At 54.0% G+C, this 16,508-nt stretch carries 15 protein-coding genes, 1 rRNA gene, 1 pseudogene and 1 riboswitch; of the genes and pseudogenes, 2 read left to right on the forward strand and 15 right to left on the reverse strand.

What is annotated here, in order from left to right; genetic code table 11:
• Positions 1-49: 49 nt before the first annotated feature.
• The 13 genes and pseudogenes from purF to AWJ19_RS18780 all read right to left on the reverse strand — a co-directional run bounded on the left by purF (position 50) and on the right by AWJ19_RS18780 (position 13,659).
• Positions 50-1,546, reverse strand: coding sequence for an amidophosphoribosyltransferase (gene purF, locus AWJ19_RS18725; RefSeq protein WP_068726022.1), 1,497 nt, complete (start codon positions 1,544-1,546; stop codon positions 50-52).
• Positions 1,531-3,777, reverse strand: a complete 2,247-nt coding sequence (gene purL, locus AWJ19_RS18730) for a phosphoribosylformylglycinamidine synthase subunit PurL (protein WP_068726024.1) — start codon at positions 3,775-3,777, stop codon at positions 1,531-1,533. Before purL ends, purF begins: the two co-directional genes overlap by 16 nt.
• The gene (gene purQ / locus AWJ19_RS18735) at positions 3,755-4,444 is read right to left on the reverse strand and encodes a phosphoribosylformylglycinamidine synthase subunit PurQ (protein ID WP_068726025.1); all 690 of its coding nucleotides are present in this window, start codon (positions 4,442-4,444) and stop codon (positions 3,755-3,757) included. Before purQ ends, purL begins: the two co-directional genes overlap by 23 nt.
• A 5-nt stretch (positions 4,445-4,449) precedes the next feature.
• Complete coding sequence (gene purS / locus AWJ19_RS18740) at positions 4,450-4,695, reverse strand: phosphoribosylformylglycinamidine synthase subunit PurS (protein WP_019913657.1); 246 nt, start codon at positions 4,693-4,695, stop codon at positions 4,450-4,452.
• Positions 4,696-4,760: 65 nt separating this feature from the next.
• On the reverse strand, positions 4,761-5,651 hold the full coding sequence (locus AWJ19_RS18745; RefSeq protein ID WP_068726027.1) for a phosphoribosylaminoimidazolesuccinocarboxamide synthase: 891 nt from the start codon (positions 5,649-5,651) through the stop codon (positions 4,761-4,763).
• 38 nt (positions 5,652-5,689) lie between these two features.
• Entirely contained in the window at positions 5,690-6,985 is a 1,296-nt protein-coding gene (gene purB, locus AWJ19_RS18750; RefSeq protein ID WP_068726030.1) for an adenylosuccinate lyase, read from the reverse strand.
• A pseudogene (purK, locus tag AWJ19_RS18755) lies at positions 6,982-8,210 on the reverse strand (5-(carboxyamino)imidazole ribonucleotide synthase). The gene purB and the pseudogene purK overlap by 4 nt, the downstream one beginning before the upstream one ends.
• Before the next feature lie 29 nt (positions 8,211-8,239).
• Positions 8,240-8,725: a 5-(carboxyamino)imidazole ribonucleotide mutase gene (gene purE / locus AWJ19_RS18760; RefSeq protein ID WP_068726031.1), complete on the reverse strand. Its 486-nt coding sequence runs from the start codon at positions 8,723-8,725 to the stop codon at positions 8,240-8,242.
• A 242-nt stretch (positions 8,726-8,967) separates the two neighbouring features.
• A riboswitch (purine riboswitch) is annotated at positions 8,968-9,069 on the reverse strand.
• A 122-nt stretch (positions 9,070-9,191) separates the two neighbouring features.
• Positions 9,192-9,626: a universal stress protein gene (locus AWJ19_RS18765; protein ID WP_068726033.1), complete on the reverse strand. Its 435-nt coding sequence runs from the start codon at positions 9,624-9,626 to the stop codon at positions 9,192-9,194.
• Positions 9,627-9,677: 51 nt separating this feature from the next.
• Complete coding sequence (locus tag AWJ19_RS18770; RefSeq protein WP_068726035.1) at positions 9,678-9,941, reverse strand: DUF1294 domain-containing protein; 264 nt, start codon at positions 9,939-9,941, stop codon at positions 9,678-9,680.
• Positions 9,942-10,033: 92 nt separating this feature from the next.
• Positions 10,034-10,228 (reverse strand): MFS transporter, encoded by a 195-nt coding sequence (locus tag AWJ19_RS34855; RefSeq protein WP_128083645.1) that lies wholly within the window; start codon positions 10,226-10,228, stop codon positions 10,034-10,036.
• The gene (locus AWJ19_RS18775; protein ID WP_157890047.1) at positions 10,198-11,268 is read right to left on the reverse strand and encodes an MFS transporter; all 1,071 of its coding nucleotides are present in this window, start codon (positions 11,266-11,268) and stop codon (positions 10,198-10,200) included. Before AWJ19_RS18775 ends, AWJ19_RS34855 begins: the two co-directional genes overlap by 31 nt.
• A gap of 252 nt (positions 11,269-11,520) precedes the next feature.
• Positions 11,521-13,659 carry a DNA topoisomerase III gene (locus tag AWJ19_RS18780; RefSeq protein ID WP_068726037.1) on the reverse strand — a complete coding sequence of 713 codons (2,139 nt, stop codon included), beginning with the start codon at positions 13,657-13,659 and terminating at the stop codon, positions 11,521-11,523.
• Positions 13,660-13,785: 126 nt separating this feature from the next.
• Here AWJ19_RS18780 and tsaA point away from each other — a divergent pair, with 126 nt between their 5' ends.
• Both tsaA and AWJ19_RS18790 read left to right on the forward strand, forming a co-directional pair.
• On the forward strand, positions 13,786-14,229 hold the full coding sequence (gene tsaA / locus AWJ19_RS18785) for a tRNA (N6-threonylcarbamoyladenosine(37)-N6)-methyltransferase TrmO (protein ID WP_068726039.1): 444 nt from the start codon (positions 13,786-13,788) through the stop codon (positions 14,227-14,229).
• A gap of 22 nt (positions 14,230-14,251) precedes the next feature.
• Complete coding sequence (locus AWJ19_RS18790) at positions 14,252-15,157, forward strand: AraC family transcriptional regulator (RefSeq protein WP_068726040.1); 906 nt, start codon at positions 14,252-14,254, stop codon at positions 15,155-15,157.
• A gap of 68 nt (positions 15,158-15,225) precedes the next feature.
• Here the strand turns inward: AWJ19_RS18790 and AWJ19_RS18795 are convergent, their stop codons facing one another.
• Positions 15,226-15,972 (reverse strand): acyl-ACP thioesterase domain-containing protein, encoded by a 747-nt coding sequence (locus AWJ19_RS18795; RefSeq protein ID WP_068726042.1) that lies wholly within the window; start codon positions 15,970-15,972, stop codon positions 15,226-15,228.
• A 276-nt stretch (positions 15,973-16,248) separates the two neighbouring features.
• Positions 16,249-16,365: ribosomal RNA gene (rrf, locus tag AWJ19_RS18800) — 5S ribosomal RNA — on the reverse strand.
• Between the last annotated feature and the right edge of the window lie 143 nt (positions 16,366-16,508).

Here is a 16,508-nt window from a genome sequence, read left to right on the forward strand (position 1 = left end):
GGGCCGAGCCCTCCGGAATCCCCCTTCGCAAGGGGGACTTAGGGGGATGTCAACAAGAGCACCCGTCCTTCTCTTCCCCGCCGAAATCCACCTGCGTCGGGTAATCATTATCGAAGCAGGAGAGGCAGAGGCCTCCCTTGTATTCATTGCTGCTGTAGCCGCCGATGGACTGGATCAGCCCATCCGGCGACAGGAACGCCAGCGAATCGGCGTTGATCTCCTCGCACATTTCCTGAATAGTCTTGTACGACGCGATCAGCTCGCGTCGGTCCGGCGTATCAATCCCGTAGAAGCACGGGTTCTTGAACGGCGGCGAGGTAATCCGCACATGCACTTCAAGCGCTCCGGCCTCGCGCAGCAGATTGACGATCCGGCGCGAGGTCGTGCCGCGCACGATCGAGTCGTCGATCATGACGACGCGCTGGCCTTCAACAACGCGGCGCACGGCGCTAAGCTTCATCTTCACGCCCTGTTCGCGCAGCTCCTGGCTCGGTTGGATGAAGGTCCGGCCGGTGTATTTGTTCTTGATCAGCCCAAGCTCATACGGGATGCCGGTCTGCTCGGCATAGCCGATGGCTGCCGAGATGCTGGAATCCGGTACGCCGGTGACGATGTCCGCATCGACGAAGGACTCAAGCGCCATCCGGCTGCCCATCCGCTTGCGGGCGGAGTGCAGGTTGGAGCCGTTCAAGTCACTGTCCGGACGGGCAAAATAGATATACTCCATCGCACACAGCGCTTTGCGTTTCGGTTCAGTGAATCTGTCTTCCAGGAATCCATTCTTGTCCAGCACCAGCAGCTCGCCCGGCTCGATGTCACGGACCAGGGTGGCTCCGATGACTTCAAGGGCACAGGACTCGGAAGCGAAGACATAAGCTTCACCGAGCCGGCCCATCACCAGCGGGCGCAGCCCGTGCGGGTCCGAGGCGACGATCAGCTTGTCGTTGGTCATCAGCAGGAAGGCGAAGCCGCCGACCAGCTGACGCAGCGCTTCCTTGGCCGCTTCGACAAAATCCTTCGGCGAGCGCGCAATCAGATGCGCCAGCACCTCAGTATCGCTCGTCGTCTGGAAGATCGACCCGCTCATCTCCAGCTGCTTGCGGATCAGCGGCTCGTTGACGATGTTGCCGTTGGTGGCAATCGCCAGGTCGCCGTCACGGTACTTGAAGACCAGCGGCTGCGCATTGGTCAGCCGGCTGTCCCCGCTGGTGGAGTAGCGCACATGTCCGATGGACATGTCGCCGACCAGCGAGGCGATTTTGTCCTTGTCGAAGACTTCTTTGACAAGGCCCATGCCGCGGTGGTAGTTGAAGTCACGGCCGTCTGCTACGCAGATGCCTGCGCTCTCTTCTCCCCGGTGCTGCAAGGCATGCAGCCCGTAATAGGACATGGAGGCGGCCTCCGGGTGTCCGAAGACCCCGAAGACGCCGCATTCCTCTTTTAACGTATCAAAAATATCTCCCGAGCCCGTTCCTTCATTGTAAAAGTCGCCGGTCCACAGGATGGGGGTCTCCTGCTTGTTCCCGGTCTTTATTTCATAAGACATGGAATAGCATCCTCCCACACGGATTTAAGTTCGGATACGGCCTCATCCAGTGCAGATGCACCGTCCAGGGATACGCGCAGTCTGTCACCGCCGACCGTTCCGATGATTTCAACCGGTACACCATAAGCAGCAACCGCTGCTTTGAGCTCTTCTGCACGGTCAGGTGCCGAAGTCAGCACAATACGGGACTGGGTTTCGCTGAACAGTGCCACATCATGGCGCAGTCCGCCAGCCGACAGCTCAATGTTCGCACCGATTCCGCCGCTGATACAGCTCTCAGCCAGTGCAGCTGCAAGGCCGCCTTCGGACAAGTCATGCGCCGAGCGGACCAGACCGCTGCGGATCGCAGACAGCACAGCATCCAGCAATTTTTGCTCTGTAGCCAGATCAAGCGCCGGCGGACGGCCTTCAGTCAAGCCGTGAACAGCATACTGGAACTCACTGCCGCCAAGCTCAGCTTTTGTTACGCCGAGCAGCAGAATCGCATCGCCTTCCTCTTTGAAGGCTTGAGTTGTAATGTGATCTGTATCTTCAACCAGGCCCACCATGCCGACAACCGGGGTCGGGTAGATGGCTCCGGCAGCATTTTCGTTGTACAAGCTGACGTTACCGCCGATAACCGGCGTATCCAGCACACGGCAGGCTTCAGCCATACCGTCAACAGCACGCTCCATCTGCCAGAAAATCTCAGGCTTCTCCGGGCTGCCAAAGTTCAGGTTGTCCGTAATCGCCAGCGGCTTCGCGCCGGAGCAGACAATGTTGCGGGCCGCTTCACTTACCGCAATACGTCCGCCCACTTCAGGGTCGAGATAGACATAACGGCCGTTGCAGTCTGTAGTCATTGCCAGGCCTTTACGTGTACCGTTAATGGTAACCACTGCCGCATCGGAACCCGGACGAACCGCTGTGCTGGTGCGGACCATATAATCGTATTGGTTATACACCCATGCTTTGCTCGCTACTGTCGGCGAAGCCAGTACAGTACGCAGTGCGCCGCCGAGATCGGTAAGTTCTTCATACCGCAAAGTATCTACATTGGCATTCTCTTCGTAATAAGCGGGAACTGAGGATGGCTTTTTATAAATTGGACACTCGTCCACCAACGCTGTTACAGGCATATCACCGACAACCTCACCGTGATGGAACAGCTTCAGGCGGCCGTCATCCGTTACCTTGCCCACTTTACGGCAGATCACGCCCCAGCGGTCAAAAATCTCCTGTGCCTGCGCCTCATCCTTAGGCTCAACCACGAACAGCATGCGCTCCTGGGATTCGGACAGCATCATTTCATAAGGCGTCATGCCTTCTTCACGCTGCGGCACCTGATCCAGATACAGCTCCAGGCCGTTGCCCGCTTTGCTGGCCATTTCGGCGCTGGAGCAGGTAAGGCCTGCTGCACCCATATCCTGAATACCGAGCACGATGCCGCTGTCGATCAGCTCAAGGCAGGATTCCATAACCAGCTTTTCCATGAACGGATCGCCGACCTGTACGGCAGTCTTCTTGGCTTCGGACTCCTCGCTCAGCTCAACGGAAGCAAAGGTTGCCCCGTGAATACCGTCACGGCCTGTAGGAGGACCTACGTAGAACACGGGATTGCCTACACCTTTGGCGACACCGCGCTGGATTTTGTCATGATCGATCAGTCCGACACACATTGCGTTAACCAGCGGATTGCCGTCATAGCTGTTGTCGAACATAATTTCGCCGCCGACAGTCGGAATGCCGATACAGTTACCGTAGCCTGCGATCCCGGACACGACATGCTCGAACAGATATTTTACCCGGTCGCTCTCAAGCTTTCCGAAACGCAGGGAGTTAAGCAGCGCCACCGGTCTTGCACCCATGGAGAAAATATCGCGGATAATCCCGCCCACCCCGGTTGCCGCGCCCTGATAAGGTTCAACAGCCGACGGATGGTTGTGACTTTCGATTTTGAACACAACGGCCTGGTTGTCACCGATGTCTACAATCCCTGCGCCCTCGCCCGGTCCCATCAGGACACGCGGTCCGCTTGTCGGGAAACGTCCGAGGAGCGGCTTGGAGTTTTTGTAGGCACAGTGCTCAGACCACATAACGCTGAATACACCGATTTCGGTATAGTTAGGCTTGCGGCCCATAAAAGAGGTGATCAGCTCATATTCGCTGTCCGACACACCGAACTGGCTGTAGATTTTCTGCTCCGCAATCTGTTCTGCGGTCGGCTCCTTAGCGGATACTTGCTGCGTCATAACGTTCCCTCCATGTCTTGAGAATGGATGTAAACATCCGTTTGCCGTCTTCCGAACCAAGCAGACTGCTTACTGCACGTTCCGGATGGGGCATCATACCAACTACATTGCCTGCCACGTTGCTGATCCCCGCAATATCGGCTACCGAGCCGTTCGGGTTATCGCTGTATGTGAACACGATCTGATTGTTCGCCTGCAAAGAAGCAAGCGTCTCTTCATCACAATAATAATTGCCTTCGCCATGTGCGATCGGAATGACAATCTCCTCATCCTTCGCATAATCAACCGTAAACGGAGTAGTGTTGTTAACGACCTTAAGCACCGTGTCATGACAGCGGAACTTCATCGACATGTTGCGGCGCAGCGCTCCCGGCAGGAGGCCCGCTTCGGTCAGAATCTGGAACCCGTTGCAGATGCCGAGCACGAATTTGCCCTGCTCCGCGGCTTTGGCTACCTCAGCCATCACCGGAGCGAACCGGGAAATCGCGCCGCAGCGCAGATAGTCACCATAAGAGAACCCGCCCGGCACGAGAATGCAGTCATACGCCGACAGGTCGGTTGCCGTATGCCACACATAATCGACCGGTTGGCCGAGGCTTTCTTCTACAGCCTTATAGCAGTCAATGTCACAATTGGAGCCCGGAAAGACAAGTACAGCAAATTTCATGACTTTTAGTCCTCCAATTCGTAGCGGTAATCCTCGATCACCGTGTTGGCCAGCAGCTTTTCACACATTTCCTTGAGGCGTCCTTCCGCTTCAGCACGGTTGTCCGTGTCGAGCGTCAGCTCCATATATTTGCCGATACGCAAACTTTCAACTTCCTGAAAACCTACCGAATGAAGAGCTCCCTGCACGGCAACACCTTGGGGATCGAGCACGCTTTTCTTGATGGTGACATAGACTGTCGCTTTTAACATACGCTTGTAGTTCCTCCTAAATTTTAATGAGCTGATTTATCTTGATCATAAAAAAGAGAGTTGTCTTACAAATCCTTGCCGGTAAGCCGGTGATAGATATCCCGGTAGCGGCGGCTGGTCTCCTCTACCACTTCCTGCGGCAGCGGGTCAGGCGTGCTGTTCTTGTCCCAGGAGGATGCGGAAAGATATGTCCGGACCGGCTCCTTGTCCATGCTGTCAATCTCGATATCAAGCGCATATTTATCTTTAGCCCAGAAGCGGGAGGCATCCGGTGTGAAAATCTCATCGATAAGAATCACCTTGCCGTCCAGCAGCCCGAACTCGAACTTGCAGTCTGCGAGAATGATCCCGCGTTCCTCACAATACGCTCTGGCAAAAGCGAACAGCTTCAGGCTTTTCTCCTTCAGCTCCAGTGCCAGCTCGGCGCCGATTTGCTCCTGCATCTGCTCAAAAGGAATGTCCTCATCGTGACCGACATCATTCTTAGCGGCAGGCGTAAAAATCGGCTGAGCCAGCACGGCGTTCTTGCGCAGACCCTGCGGAAGCTCAATCCCGTTGACCTTGCCGGTCTCCTGATACTGCCTCCAGCCTCCGCCGGTAATGCAGCCGCGTACGACACATTCAATATCGATTCGCTCGGCTTTGCGCACGACCATGATGCGGTTTTTGAGCGCTTCCCGGTCCTTTACAACGCCGCCGAGCTGATCGACATCAATGTGGACGACGTGATTTTCGATCAGGTTCTTCGTCAGCCCGAACCAGAAGGCGCTCAGGCGGTTTAGCACATTGCCTTTGTCCGGCACAGCCGGATCGAGCACATAATCAAATGCGGAGATCCGGTCCGTAACAACGATCAGTACCTCTTCCCCCAAATCGTACAATTCGCGGACCTTTCCTTTATAGAGCAGCGGTGCATTTACGAGCTCCACAGCCGTGGATACGGCAGGGTGTGTCATGACCTTTCCTCCCTCAACTTTTTATTGCTTCGTTTCTCCTAAATCAGCTCCAGCTTGCGGAAAATCGTATCCACATGCTTCAGGTGCCAGGAAGGGTTGAAGGCATCCTCGATCTCTTCCGGGCTGAGCACGGCAGTGATCTCAGGAGTAGCCTCGACGATATCACGGAACTGCGTCTGCTCTTCCCAGGCCTGCATTGCACGCGGCTGAACGGTGTCGTATGCCTGCTCGCGGCTGAAGCCCTTGTCGATCAGCTTGGTCAGGATACGGCCGGAGAACGGTACGCCGAAGGTGCGGTTCATGTTGCGCTTCATGTTTTCCGGGAACACAGTCAGGTTCTTCACGATGTTGCCGAAGCGGTTCAGCATGTAGTTCAGCAGCATGGTTGCATCCGGCAGGATAATCCGTTCTACGGAAGAGTGCGAGATATCGCGCTCATGCCAGAGCGGCACATTCTCGTACGCTGTAACCATGTGGCCGCGGATCACGCGGGACAGGCCGGAAATATTTTCGCAGCCGATCGGGTTGCGTTTGTGCGGCATGGCGGAGGAACCTTTTTGACCTTTGGCAAAAGCTTCTTCCACCTCGCGGATTTCGCTCTTTTGCAGTGCACGGATTTCAGTAGCGAACTTGTCGAGCGATGTGGCTACCAGCGCCAGTGCAGCCATGTATTCCGCGTGGCGGTCACGCTGCAGGGTCTGGGTGGAGATTGGTGCAGGGCTCGTACCCAGCTTTTTGCAGACGAATTCTTCTACGAACGGGTCAATGTTGGCATAGGTGCCGACTGCTCCGGAGATTTTGCCGAACTGAACGCCTTTAGCGGCATGACGGAAGCGCTCCAGGTTACGTTTCATTTCCTCGTACCACAGCGCCATCTTGAGGCCAAAGGTTGTAGGCTCGGCATGTACTCCGTGCGTGCGGCCCATCATCGGGGTGTCTTTATAAGCAATTGCCTTATCTTTAAGAATCTCGATGAAGTTGATAATGTCCTTCTCCAGAATTTCGTTCGCCTGACGAAGCAGGTAACCCAGCGCTGTATCTACAACGTCTGTGGAGGTTAATCCGTAGTGCACCCATTTGCGTTCTGCACCCAGGCTCTCGGATACGGCACGCGTAAAAGCAATAACGTCATGGCGGGTTTCGAGCTCAATTTCATTGATCCGGTCAATGTCGAATTTCGCATCCTTTCGCAGCTTGGCGGCATCTTCCTGCGGAATGACTCCCAGCTCGGCCCAGGCCTCACATGCACAAATTTCTACTTCAAGCCAGGCGTTGAATTTATTTTCTTCGGTCCAGATGGCCCGCATTTCAGGTCTGCTGTAACGTTCGATCATATCTTTGAGTTCCTCCAAAAGTTAGTTTGCTCTACCCAGGACAGCCCGTCGCGGGTATCCTTGCAGAGCAGGTTGATATGGCCCATCTTGCGGCCGGTTTTACTCTCGGTCTTGCCGTATATGTGAAGCTTGGGGGCAACCCCCAGCTTACCTGCTGCTTCATCAGCCTGTCCCGTCCGTTCGATCACTCCGTCCAGATGCTGTCCCAGCACATTCACCATAACCACCGGTGTCAACAGTGAGGTATCGCCCAGAGGGAGATTGCAGATTGCGCGGATATGCTGTTCGAACTGAGAAGTTGCGCATGCGTCCATCGTGTAGTGCCCCGAATTATGCGGCCGCGGCGCCAATTCGTTGACGAAAATTTCCCCGTCCTCCGTAACGAACATCTCTACAGCCAGCAGTCCGACAGCATTAAGTCCGGCTACCAGGCATTCTGCCAGCTCACAGGCACGCTGCTGAAGCTCCTCAGAGACCCGGGCAGGCACGATCGACAGGTGCAAAATGTTGTTTACATGGATGTTCTCCGCCGGCGGGAAGCTCTTCACTTCCCCCGAGGTGCTGCGTGCGGCGATGACGGAAATTTCGCACTGGAATTTCACGAATTTCTCCAGCACCAGCTCCGGTGCTGCAGCTCCTTCAGAAGCGCCCGGTGCTACCTGCCGGAAGGCTGGCTCCAGCTCATCCGGCTGGCGGATGACGGCTTGCCCCTTGCCGTCATACCCCCCTGTGGCTGTCTTCAGCACACAGGGCAGGCCCAGCTCGGCAGCCGCGGCGGTAAGCTCCGCCAGGCTGCGACCTTGCGGTACGGGGCGACGGGTACGCCCGCCGCCTCGATCGCCGCCTTCTCGCGCAGCCGGCGCTGCGTCGTATACAGCAGCGCGCTGCCCTGCGGCACGTACGATTCTTCTGTCAGCAAGGCGGCTACGCCGGCATCGACATTCTCGAACTCGTACGTGATCACGTCCGCGCGCTGCGCCAGCTCCCGCGCCGCGTCCCGGTCATTGTACGCCGCGGTAATCTGCGGCGTTACCTGCCCGCACGGCGCATCAGTCGCCGGATCCAGCGTTACGAAACGGTAGCCCATGGCGATGCCGTCCAACGCCATCATCCGGCCGAGCTGGCCGCCGCCGAGCACGCCGATCGTCGTCTGCCCCGGCAGCAGCGTGCGGGGCGTCCCAAGGCTCTTGTCCTCACCGGCTTGAACCTGTGCCCCGCCGCTCATCTGTCCTGCCGCCTTCAGTTCTTCGTGCCTCATAAGCTCTCGCTGCTTTCCAGCACTTCACGCTCGATTCTCTCGCGGCGCTCCTGCACCCGGCCCTGTACCTTAGGGTCAAACGCGCCGATGATCTGAGCCGCCAGCAGTCCCGCATTGGTTGCGCCAGCCCGGCCGATCGCTACCGTTGCCACCGGAATGCCGCCCGGCATCTGCACGATCGACAGCAGCGAATCCAGCCCGTTCAGCGCTTTGGTCTGCACCGGCACGCCTATTACAGGCAGGATCGTCTTCGCAGCCACCATCCCTGGCAGATGCGCCGCTCCGCCCGCTCCGGCAATAATGACCTTCAGTCCGCGGCCCGCCGCCTCTTCCGCATAACGGAACATCAGATCCGGCGTACGGTGCGCAGAGACTACCTTTTTCTCATACGGTACGTTCAGCTCCTCAAGCACGGCACAGGCATGCTCCATCGTCTCCCAGTCTGACTTGCTGCCCATGATAACTCCAACCTGCACTGACATGTTTCAACCTTCCCCTCCGCTCGATATAGAAGCTCTTTGTCGTATGCTCTCTAAGTTTGTCCTATTTCAGACCCGTTTTCCATAATTCCGAAAAAAAAAGCCCGGATTCCAGACGCATGATGCTGCGGGTGGACCCAGACTACTGGAGGAAGCAGGGGAAGACTCCTCCGGCACGGAGGCATTACGAACAGCTCAGCCGCAAAAGCCCGCCACTCCGGTACGGAGCAGTGCTGAGGGCTGTCCCAGTCATCCTATTTCCTCGTAGTCCGGCAATTTACGGTTACCGGGTAGAAACTTCCGGGCCCTATTCCCGGTTTTATACGAGCTCTTCATAGGTTCAGTTTAACAATGCCCTACACTTCGTGTCAACTTAAACACGAACATTAATATATTGACACATGAAATTGTTCGCTTTTGGCTACAAAAAAAGGGAGGGACACCGAAATGCCCGCCCTTTATTCATCTATTATTTTACAACCAGCACCGGAATCCGGGCGCTCTGCACCACATTGTGGCTGACACTGCCCAGGACAAATTCACGTATTCCGCCGAGTCCGCGGCTGCCGATTACAATAACGTCCATTCCCTGCTCCTTGGCATAATTCAGAATCACTTCAGCCGGGGAACCCTGCAGCAGCTCAACCGTCGCATTCAGGCCTTCGGCTTCCAGACGCCCTCTGACCTCATCGGTAGTCTGCACCGCCAAATCATAATAATCCTTGTTCACTGAAGCCGGCAGAGGCGCGAGAGCTTCCCCAATGAAGAACCGGGGGAATTCGAATGCGTGTACGACGTAAATGGAAGATCCGGGAGTTACCTTAGCCAGTTCGATCGCCCGCTCAAGCGCTTGATTGGAAGCTTTGGAACCGTCATAGGCGAGCAAAATTTTAGAGAATAACATGTACGCCACCTCTTTTTCATTTTGATTAACCAGCAGTCCAAGTACAAACCGCTATCTTAAAAAATACCCGTACAGCAAAATATTAAGCAGCAGCAGCAGCGGAATGCCGATCCGGAAGGAAGTATGTCTGGTTTTATGCCGTTTGCGGTACATGGCAATGAGTATGCCAAGCGCGCCGCCCATGAACGCCAGCAGAAACAGCGTCTTCTCCGGCACTCGGTCCCGTCTTGCCCGGGCTTTGTTCTTGTCCTCGGACATCACCACATAGGCGATAATATTAATCAGCACAAACCACACCAGTACCCCTTTGACCATCGTTCCGGCCCCTCCTCCTTGCATCCTGCCTATCTTCTATTATATTCCCCTTGCTTCAAAAAACCAATAACCTCACATAAGCTGCCAAGGTGCTAACCTGCTCTGTTAATCTTTTTGGCAGAGACACCGGACTCCCGGAGCCATACCCACGACAATACAGCAGCCAAAGCAGCAGCAATACCGCCCAGCCAAAAGCCGCCTCTTAGCCCGTAAGCAGCACTCATCCAGCCCGCTACAAACGGACCGCCCGACATCCCTACCGCATAGACAGCCTGATAAAAGCCCATTGCAGTCGCCCGTTTAAACGCGCCACATCCGAGACGGATTTACCCAGCAGCAGCGGAAAAATCAGCCCTTGCATAAACCCGTTCCCCACCTGGGTTGCACAAAGCGCAGCCAGCGTCGGCATGGACGGGATCAGCAAAGTGAACACAGCGCTTCCCGCAAAGCCCAGCAGCAATGTCCCCCTGTCACCCAGCAGCCTGCCGAACAGCCGTGATCCGTACAGTGTAGCTGCAGCATGCGGTACCATAAAGGCCAGTGTCAGCCAGCCCAGGCTCTCCTTGCTTGCCCCGATATCCAGCGCCTGATTCGGCGTATAGCCGAACATCGTAATGAACAGCACACAATGCGCCAGCACCGATAAAAGCGAGACCTTAACCAGCAGCGGCTCCTTCATAACACCTGCAAGATCTTTCAGCCGGATTCCGCCTTCGCGTTTCTCCTGCCGCTGTTCGGGCAGGCGCAGAACGAGAAGCATAGCGAGCACAGCTACAATGCTGCCGACGATAAAAGGCATATTCCAGCCCCAGTGCTCCACCATATAACCGCTGATCATCATGCTCGACAGCTGGGCAATTACCGTAGTGAACTGCAGCATACCCATCGCTTTTTTGGCTTCCTCTTTTGGAAAATATCCCGCGAACATCACCGAGTATACGACCCATGCGGATGCCGCAATCCCCGAAACTGCGCGTGCCACCAAAGCCCATACCGGGTCTGCCCCTGCCATAAAAATCAGGCAGCTTGCTCCGCTTGCGATCAGCCCCAGATAAATGAAAGGCCGCCGCCGGTTCAGATAATCCGACCCGATTCCGATCGGCAGCCGGAACAGAATCTGCATCAGCCCGTATACGCCAAGCACTGCACCGACCATAACATAGGATGCCCCCAGGTGCTCCACATACGGTGAGAGTACAGGCACATAAATATAAGAGGAAAACCAGAACATAAAGACGATTACCAAAAAGAAAATCCGGCTGCTCCCCCTCCCGGCCGGAGATTGTGCCCCTTGTACCTGCTTCTGTTGCCTTTCTGCCAGTGCCATTTCTGTTATCCGCTCCATTCCTGTGCATATCTCGATATAGATGTAACATTAACATTATGCAAACTTTTCTGCTATCGCGTAAGTAAAAATAACAGGATCATCCCGCAGCTATGAACGGTATTATCATCCTAATCAAAACAAGACTGCAGAGTATCTCCGCAGTCTTGTTCCATTCGTAGCAGCAGCGATACTGCCTGACTTAAATCGTCCTCTGCAGATCAATTCTCCTAACACAGATAATTACACACTATGTTATTTCCCCTTCGCCTTTGCCTCCATGGCCGCTTTCAGCAGATCGCCAAGGTTCGAGCCGGCACTTTCCTGTTTGCTGTACTGCTGAACCAGCTTCTGCTGCTCGCGCTTGTTGATATGCTTGTGGTCTTTATCCATTGTCTCCGTTATCCCGCAGCCGAGACACTGCACATACAGGCCGGCTTTACCCTCTTTAAGCTCCATTTTCTTGTGGCATTGCGGGCAGCGGCGGTTAGACAGCCGCTTCTCGCCTGCCCGGGTATAACCGCAATCGTCTGCCGGACAGACCAGCAGCTTGCCGCGCTTCGTCTTCTTCTCCAGCATTCTGGTTCCGCATTCCGGACAATGGCTGGCCGAGACATTATGCGGCTTGTATTCCGCTCCGCTGCTCTTGACGCCGGAGACCAGCTCCTGCGCCATGCTGCGGATGCCCTGCAGGAATGGTTCCGGCTTGCCCTGTCCGCGGGCGATCCGCTCGAGCTCACCTTCCCAGCGTGCAGTCAGCTCAGGCGTGCGCAGTTCCGCTGACACCAGTCCAATCAGCTGCTTGCCTTTGCCCGTCGGATGCAGCAAATTGCCTTGACGCTCGATTGTATCCGAGCTGACCAGCTTCTCAATGATATCCGCGCGGGTTGCCGGCGTACCAAGCCCGTGCTTCTCCATCTGGGTCAGCAGCGATGCTTCATTATAACGCTTGGGCGGCTGTGTCCGGCCTGGACGCACAATGCAGCGCTGGACCTTAACGGTTTCCCCCTCGCGCAGCTCCGGCAGCTTCACACTGCCGGCTGCTGGTTCATCCGTCGAGTTCTCTTCTTCGTCATCACTGCTCATATCTCCGCCATAGACCTCACGCCAGCCGGCATCCTTTACTGTCGTGCCTTTGACATGGAAGCTCTCGCCTTCAACGCTAACTGTCACTGCTACAGCATCATAACGCGCCGGCGGATAGAACAGGCTGATAAAGCGGCGGACAATCAGATCATAGAGCTTCCGTTCCTCCGCACTAAGCTGGTTCAGCAGCACCGTCTGCTCCGTTGGAATAATCGCATGGTGATCGCTCACCTTGCTGTCATCCACAATCCGTTTGGTAATCGGCAGCGGCTTACGCAGCAACGGACGCGCCAGAGCAGCATATGGCCCTACAGCAACGCTATCCAGACGCTCCTTCAGTGTCCCCGTCATATCTGAGGTCAAATAACGGCTGTCCGTACGCGGATAAGTGACCAGCTTATGCTGCTCGTATAGCTTTTGCAGCACACTTGAGGTTTGCTTAGCCGAGAATCCAAACTTCCGGTTTGCATCCCGCTGCAGCTCCGTAAGATCATAGGCCAGCGGATGCGGCTCGCTTTTCTCGCTTTTTTGCACCTTGGCTATCCGGCCTGATCGTCCGGTCAGCTTATCCTTAAGTGCAGCCGTCTTCTCCTTATCAAAAATCCGCCCGTCCCCGCCCTGGGCACGCCACCCTGCCTGAAAGCTGCCAAAATCAGCAGTAAGCAGCTCATACTCCTGGGAACGGAACCCCGTAATCTCGTTTTCCCGGTCCATGATCATCCCAAGTGAAGGCGTCTGTACACGGCCCGCCGACAGCGGTGCACCGAACTTACACGTCAGCGCCCGGGTTACATTCAGCCCAATCATCCAGTCTGCCTCGGCACGGCAGCGCGCCGACTCATAGAGCCGGTCGAAATCCCGCCCGGGACGTAAGGAGGCGAAGCCTTCCTTGATCGCTTTATCGGTCTGCGAGGAGATCCACAGCCGCTTAAACGGCTTTTTCCAGCCTGCCATATTCATAATCCACCGCGCCAAAAGCTCTCCCTCACGCGCAGCATCCGTAGCCACAATCAGCTCTTCAATATCCTGCCGCTTCATTAGCTGCTGTACCGCTTTATACTGCTGGCTGGTCTCCCGCAACACCTTCAGCTTCGCCTTCTCCGGCAGGATCGGCAGATCCTCCAGGGCCCAATTCGCAAACTTACTATTATAATCCTCCGGCTCCGCCAGGCCGACTAAATGCCCTAGCGCCCAGGTTACGACATATTTAGGACCTTCAATATAGCTTTTCTGTTTATTTCCACAGCCCATTACGCGTGCAATCTCACGCGCTACCGAGGGCTTTTCTGCAAGCACCAGTGTCTTCATATTTCTCTCCTTTCCCTTTCAACAACTCATTATACCATTATTCAAAAGAGCGCAAATATCGTCAGGCGAAAATCCCTTCATCTAATATAAACTGAAAATAACCGTCAGCCGAAAGGAGTCACAGCAATGTCTGATTCAGAAATGTATAATATAGTTCCCGTAGGTGTAGTATCCGGAACCCAGGGTAACCTGCAGATTGAGATAAAGCCCCACTACAGAGCAGCACTCAAGGGATTAGAGGAGTTCAGCCACTGTCAGATTCTCTGGTGGATTCATGAGTTTGCCGATGATGTTTTCCGGGCCACCACACAGATCGAGCCTCCTTATGATGCGCCGGTAACAGGTGTATTTGCTTCCCGTTCCCCCGTACGTCCAAACCCTATAGGTCTTAGTGTGGCAGAGATTATCTCTGTTGATGCGGTTGAAGGGATTATTGAGGTTGGCGGACTGGATGCTTATCCGGGGACGCCAGTATTAGACATTAAAGCTTATTTTCCGACTACAGACCGTGTCCGTCATGTGAAGGTTCCAGCTTGGGCATCCTCATGGGGCGAGTGGGTGGGGGAATAGAATTAGGCCAGGGGGAGAATGAATGGATAACCGGCAGCTAATTATGACAGCAATTGATCATATCGAGGATAATCTCCATCAGCCGCTTTCCGTCCGCTCACTCTCCCTGTTCACTGGCTATTCCATATATCATTTTATTAGGCTGTTTCAAGGGGTAACCGGCCTTACACCAGGCGATTATATCGCCAGACGCAAGATTACCGAAGCAGTACGGGATATCCTCGGCAAGCCCTGCCGATCCTTGCTCGATATTTCGCTCGATTACTCATTCAGAGACTATGAAACCTTTGTCCGCACCTTCAAAAGACTGCTGCACACTACCCCCTCCCGGATTCGCCAGAAAAATAATTCCGAGCTGCCTCTGTTGCTTCACCGTCTATGCAGTCATGACCTGCAGCAATGGACAACTCAGTATACCAGCCCGCCGCAGACAGTTGAGCTCGGCGAAATTAAGCTACAGGGAATACAAGTCACTCTTAATGATGATCCCTCCATTATCAACACTGCCTGGAGGCAGTTGGAAGGTAACATGATGTCTATTCCTGATCGGGTGCTTCCGGAGAAATTCTACCAGCTGGGCTACTGGCCTGATGATTATGAGGATAACAGAATCGTCTTTTTATGCGGTTGTGAGCTTAAGGATTCTATTTTTACGCCTATTTCTTCCCCTTTCCTGCCAAACTCTTCGCAATCCCTTTTGAACATGACTATTCATACCTTGCCTCCTGCAAGTTATCTAAAGTTTCTACACAAGGGGCGTTCTGCTGAAATCTCAGCTACATACAAATATATTTACGGTGTGTTTCTGCCAAAGACAGATCACCGGCTTACACTCCCCTATGAATTCGAGTTTTACGGAAAAGACTATCTTGGACCGGACAATCCCCTGTCCATTAGCGAGATCTATATTCCTATATCCCTGCTCTAATTTATAAAGAATAAAAAAAGCCCGCATCTGCACAGCAGACCCAGACTTTATCGCTACAAACCAAACATTTACCGCGCAAACTTCAGGCAAGCTTCAAAAAATATTTTATCCTCACCCTGGCCCCGTACATAGATCTTATCATCTCTGAGAGAGGATCTAAAAATGCTGAACTCCTCACCATGCTTGGCTTCCTGTGCATAAGTAATCTGCAGGCCGGTGAGCTTTAGTTCTGTCCACTCCCCAAGTGTCAGTGCATCACAGCAAATATCCACATACCGCGCATTATTCAGATGGCCGTTGTTATCCAGACCGCTATACCTTACCTGATAACGATAAGCCTCCTGCAAAAGAACATCCGCTGGTATAGTTACCTTCTGGGGTATTGGCCCTACTGAATCCTCAAGATAATGCTCCACAGCGACCGGCAAAGCCGACGGGCGGAGAATCTTGCGTTTATCGATATCTACTAAAGCCCAAATAGAGCGTGCTGAGGCAATTTCCAGCTTGTTCTGGTCAAAAATTCTGTAATCCCGCTGCCAAAGCGCCCCTTTAGTCCCTTTACTCCACGTATGTACAGTAAGTATCTCATTCGGTGAAGGTAAGCGATTAATGTCCAGATCCATCGTAATGACCATCCATCCCATTCCCGCTTCCAGCATTTTATCCATACTTAACCCCAAATTATGCACAGCCGAGTCAGCAGCCCGCTGCATGATATCAAGTATAAAGGACAATTTACCTCTTGAACGGAAATCTGTATCACTTGCCTGTACAAAAAAATCTTCTATCCACAATAATTTGTCCGACTGCTTCATATTTTGCGCTCCTTTGCAATTTCATGCACATTATTTACTGCTGTATCCACAAAAGTTAACATTATATCCACATAAACTGGGGAGAATTCTTTATCATTGCTCTTCTCCAAATCAGCTATCCACATGTGTATAAGTTTTCTTTTTACGCGGCTTCTCCACTGGATATCCACATGATTTAGAATAACAGTCTATTCCCCGCTACTTTAAACTTTTTTATCCCATAATACCATCAGACAACAAAAAGCCATTGTCGATTACTCAACAATGGCTTCGTGTGCTTGGCGGCGTCCTACTCTCCCGGGACCCTTCGGTCCAAGTACCATCGGCGCTGGAAGGCTTAACGGTCGTGTTCGGGATGGGTACGCGTGGAACCCTTCCGCTATCGCCACCAAACATGCGTCTGTCAAACAGACGCTGCCGCTAGACATTTAGTTCATCACCCGAAGTGCGAATAAATGTCGTTGCGTTACAGGCTTGATCACCTGAAAACTGAATCCGAAACGAATCTGCGAATTAATTATTGGATAAGCCCTCGA

Source organism: Paenibacillus sp. DMB5 (assembly GCF_001517085.1).
GTDB lineage: Bacteria > Bacillota > Bacilli > Paenibacillales > Paenibacillaceae > Paenibacillus_AQ.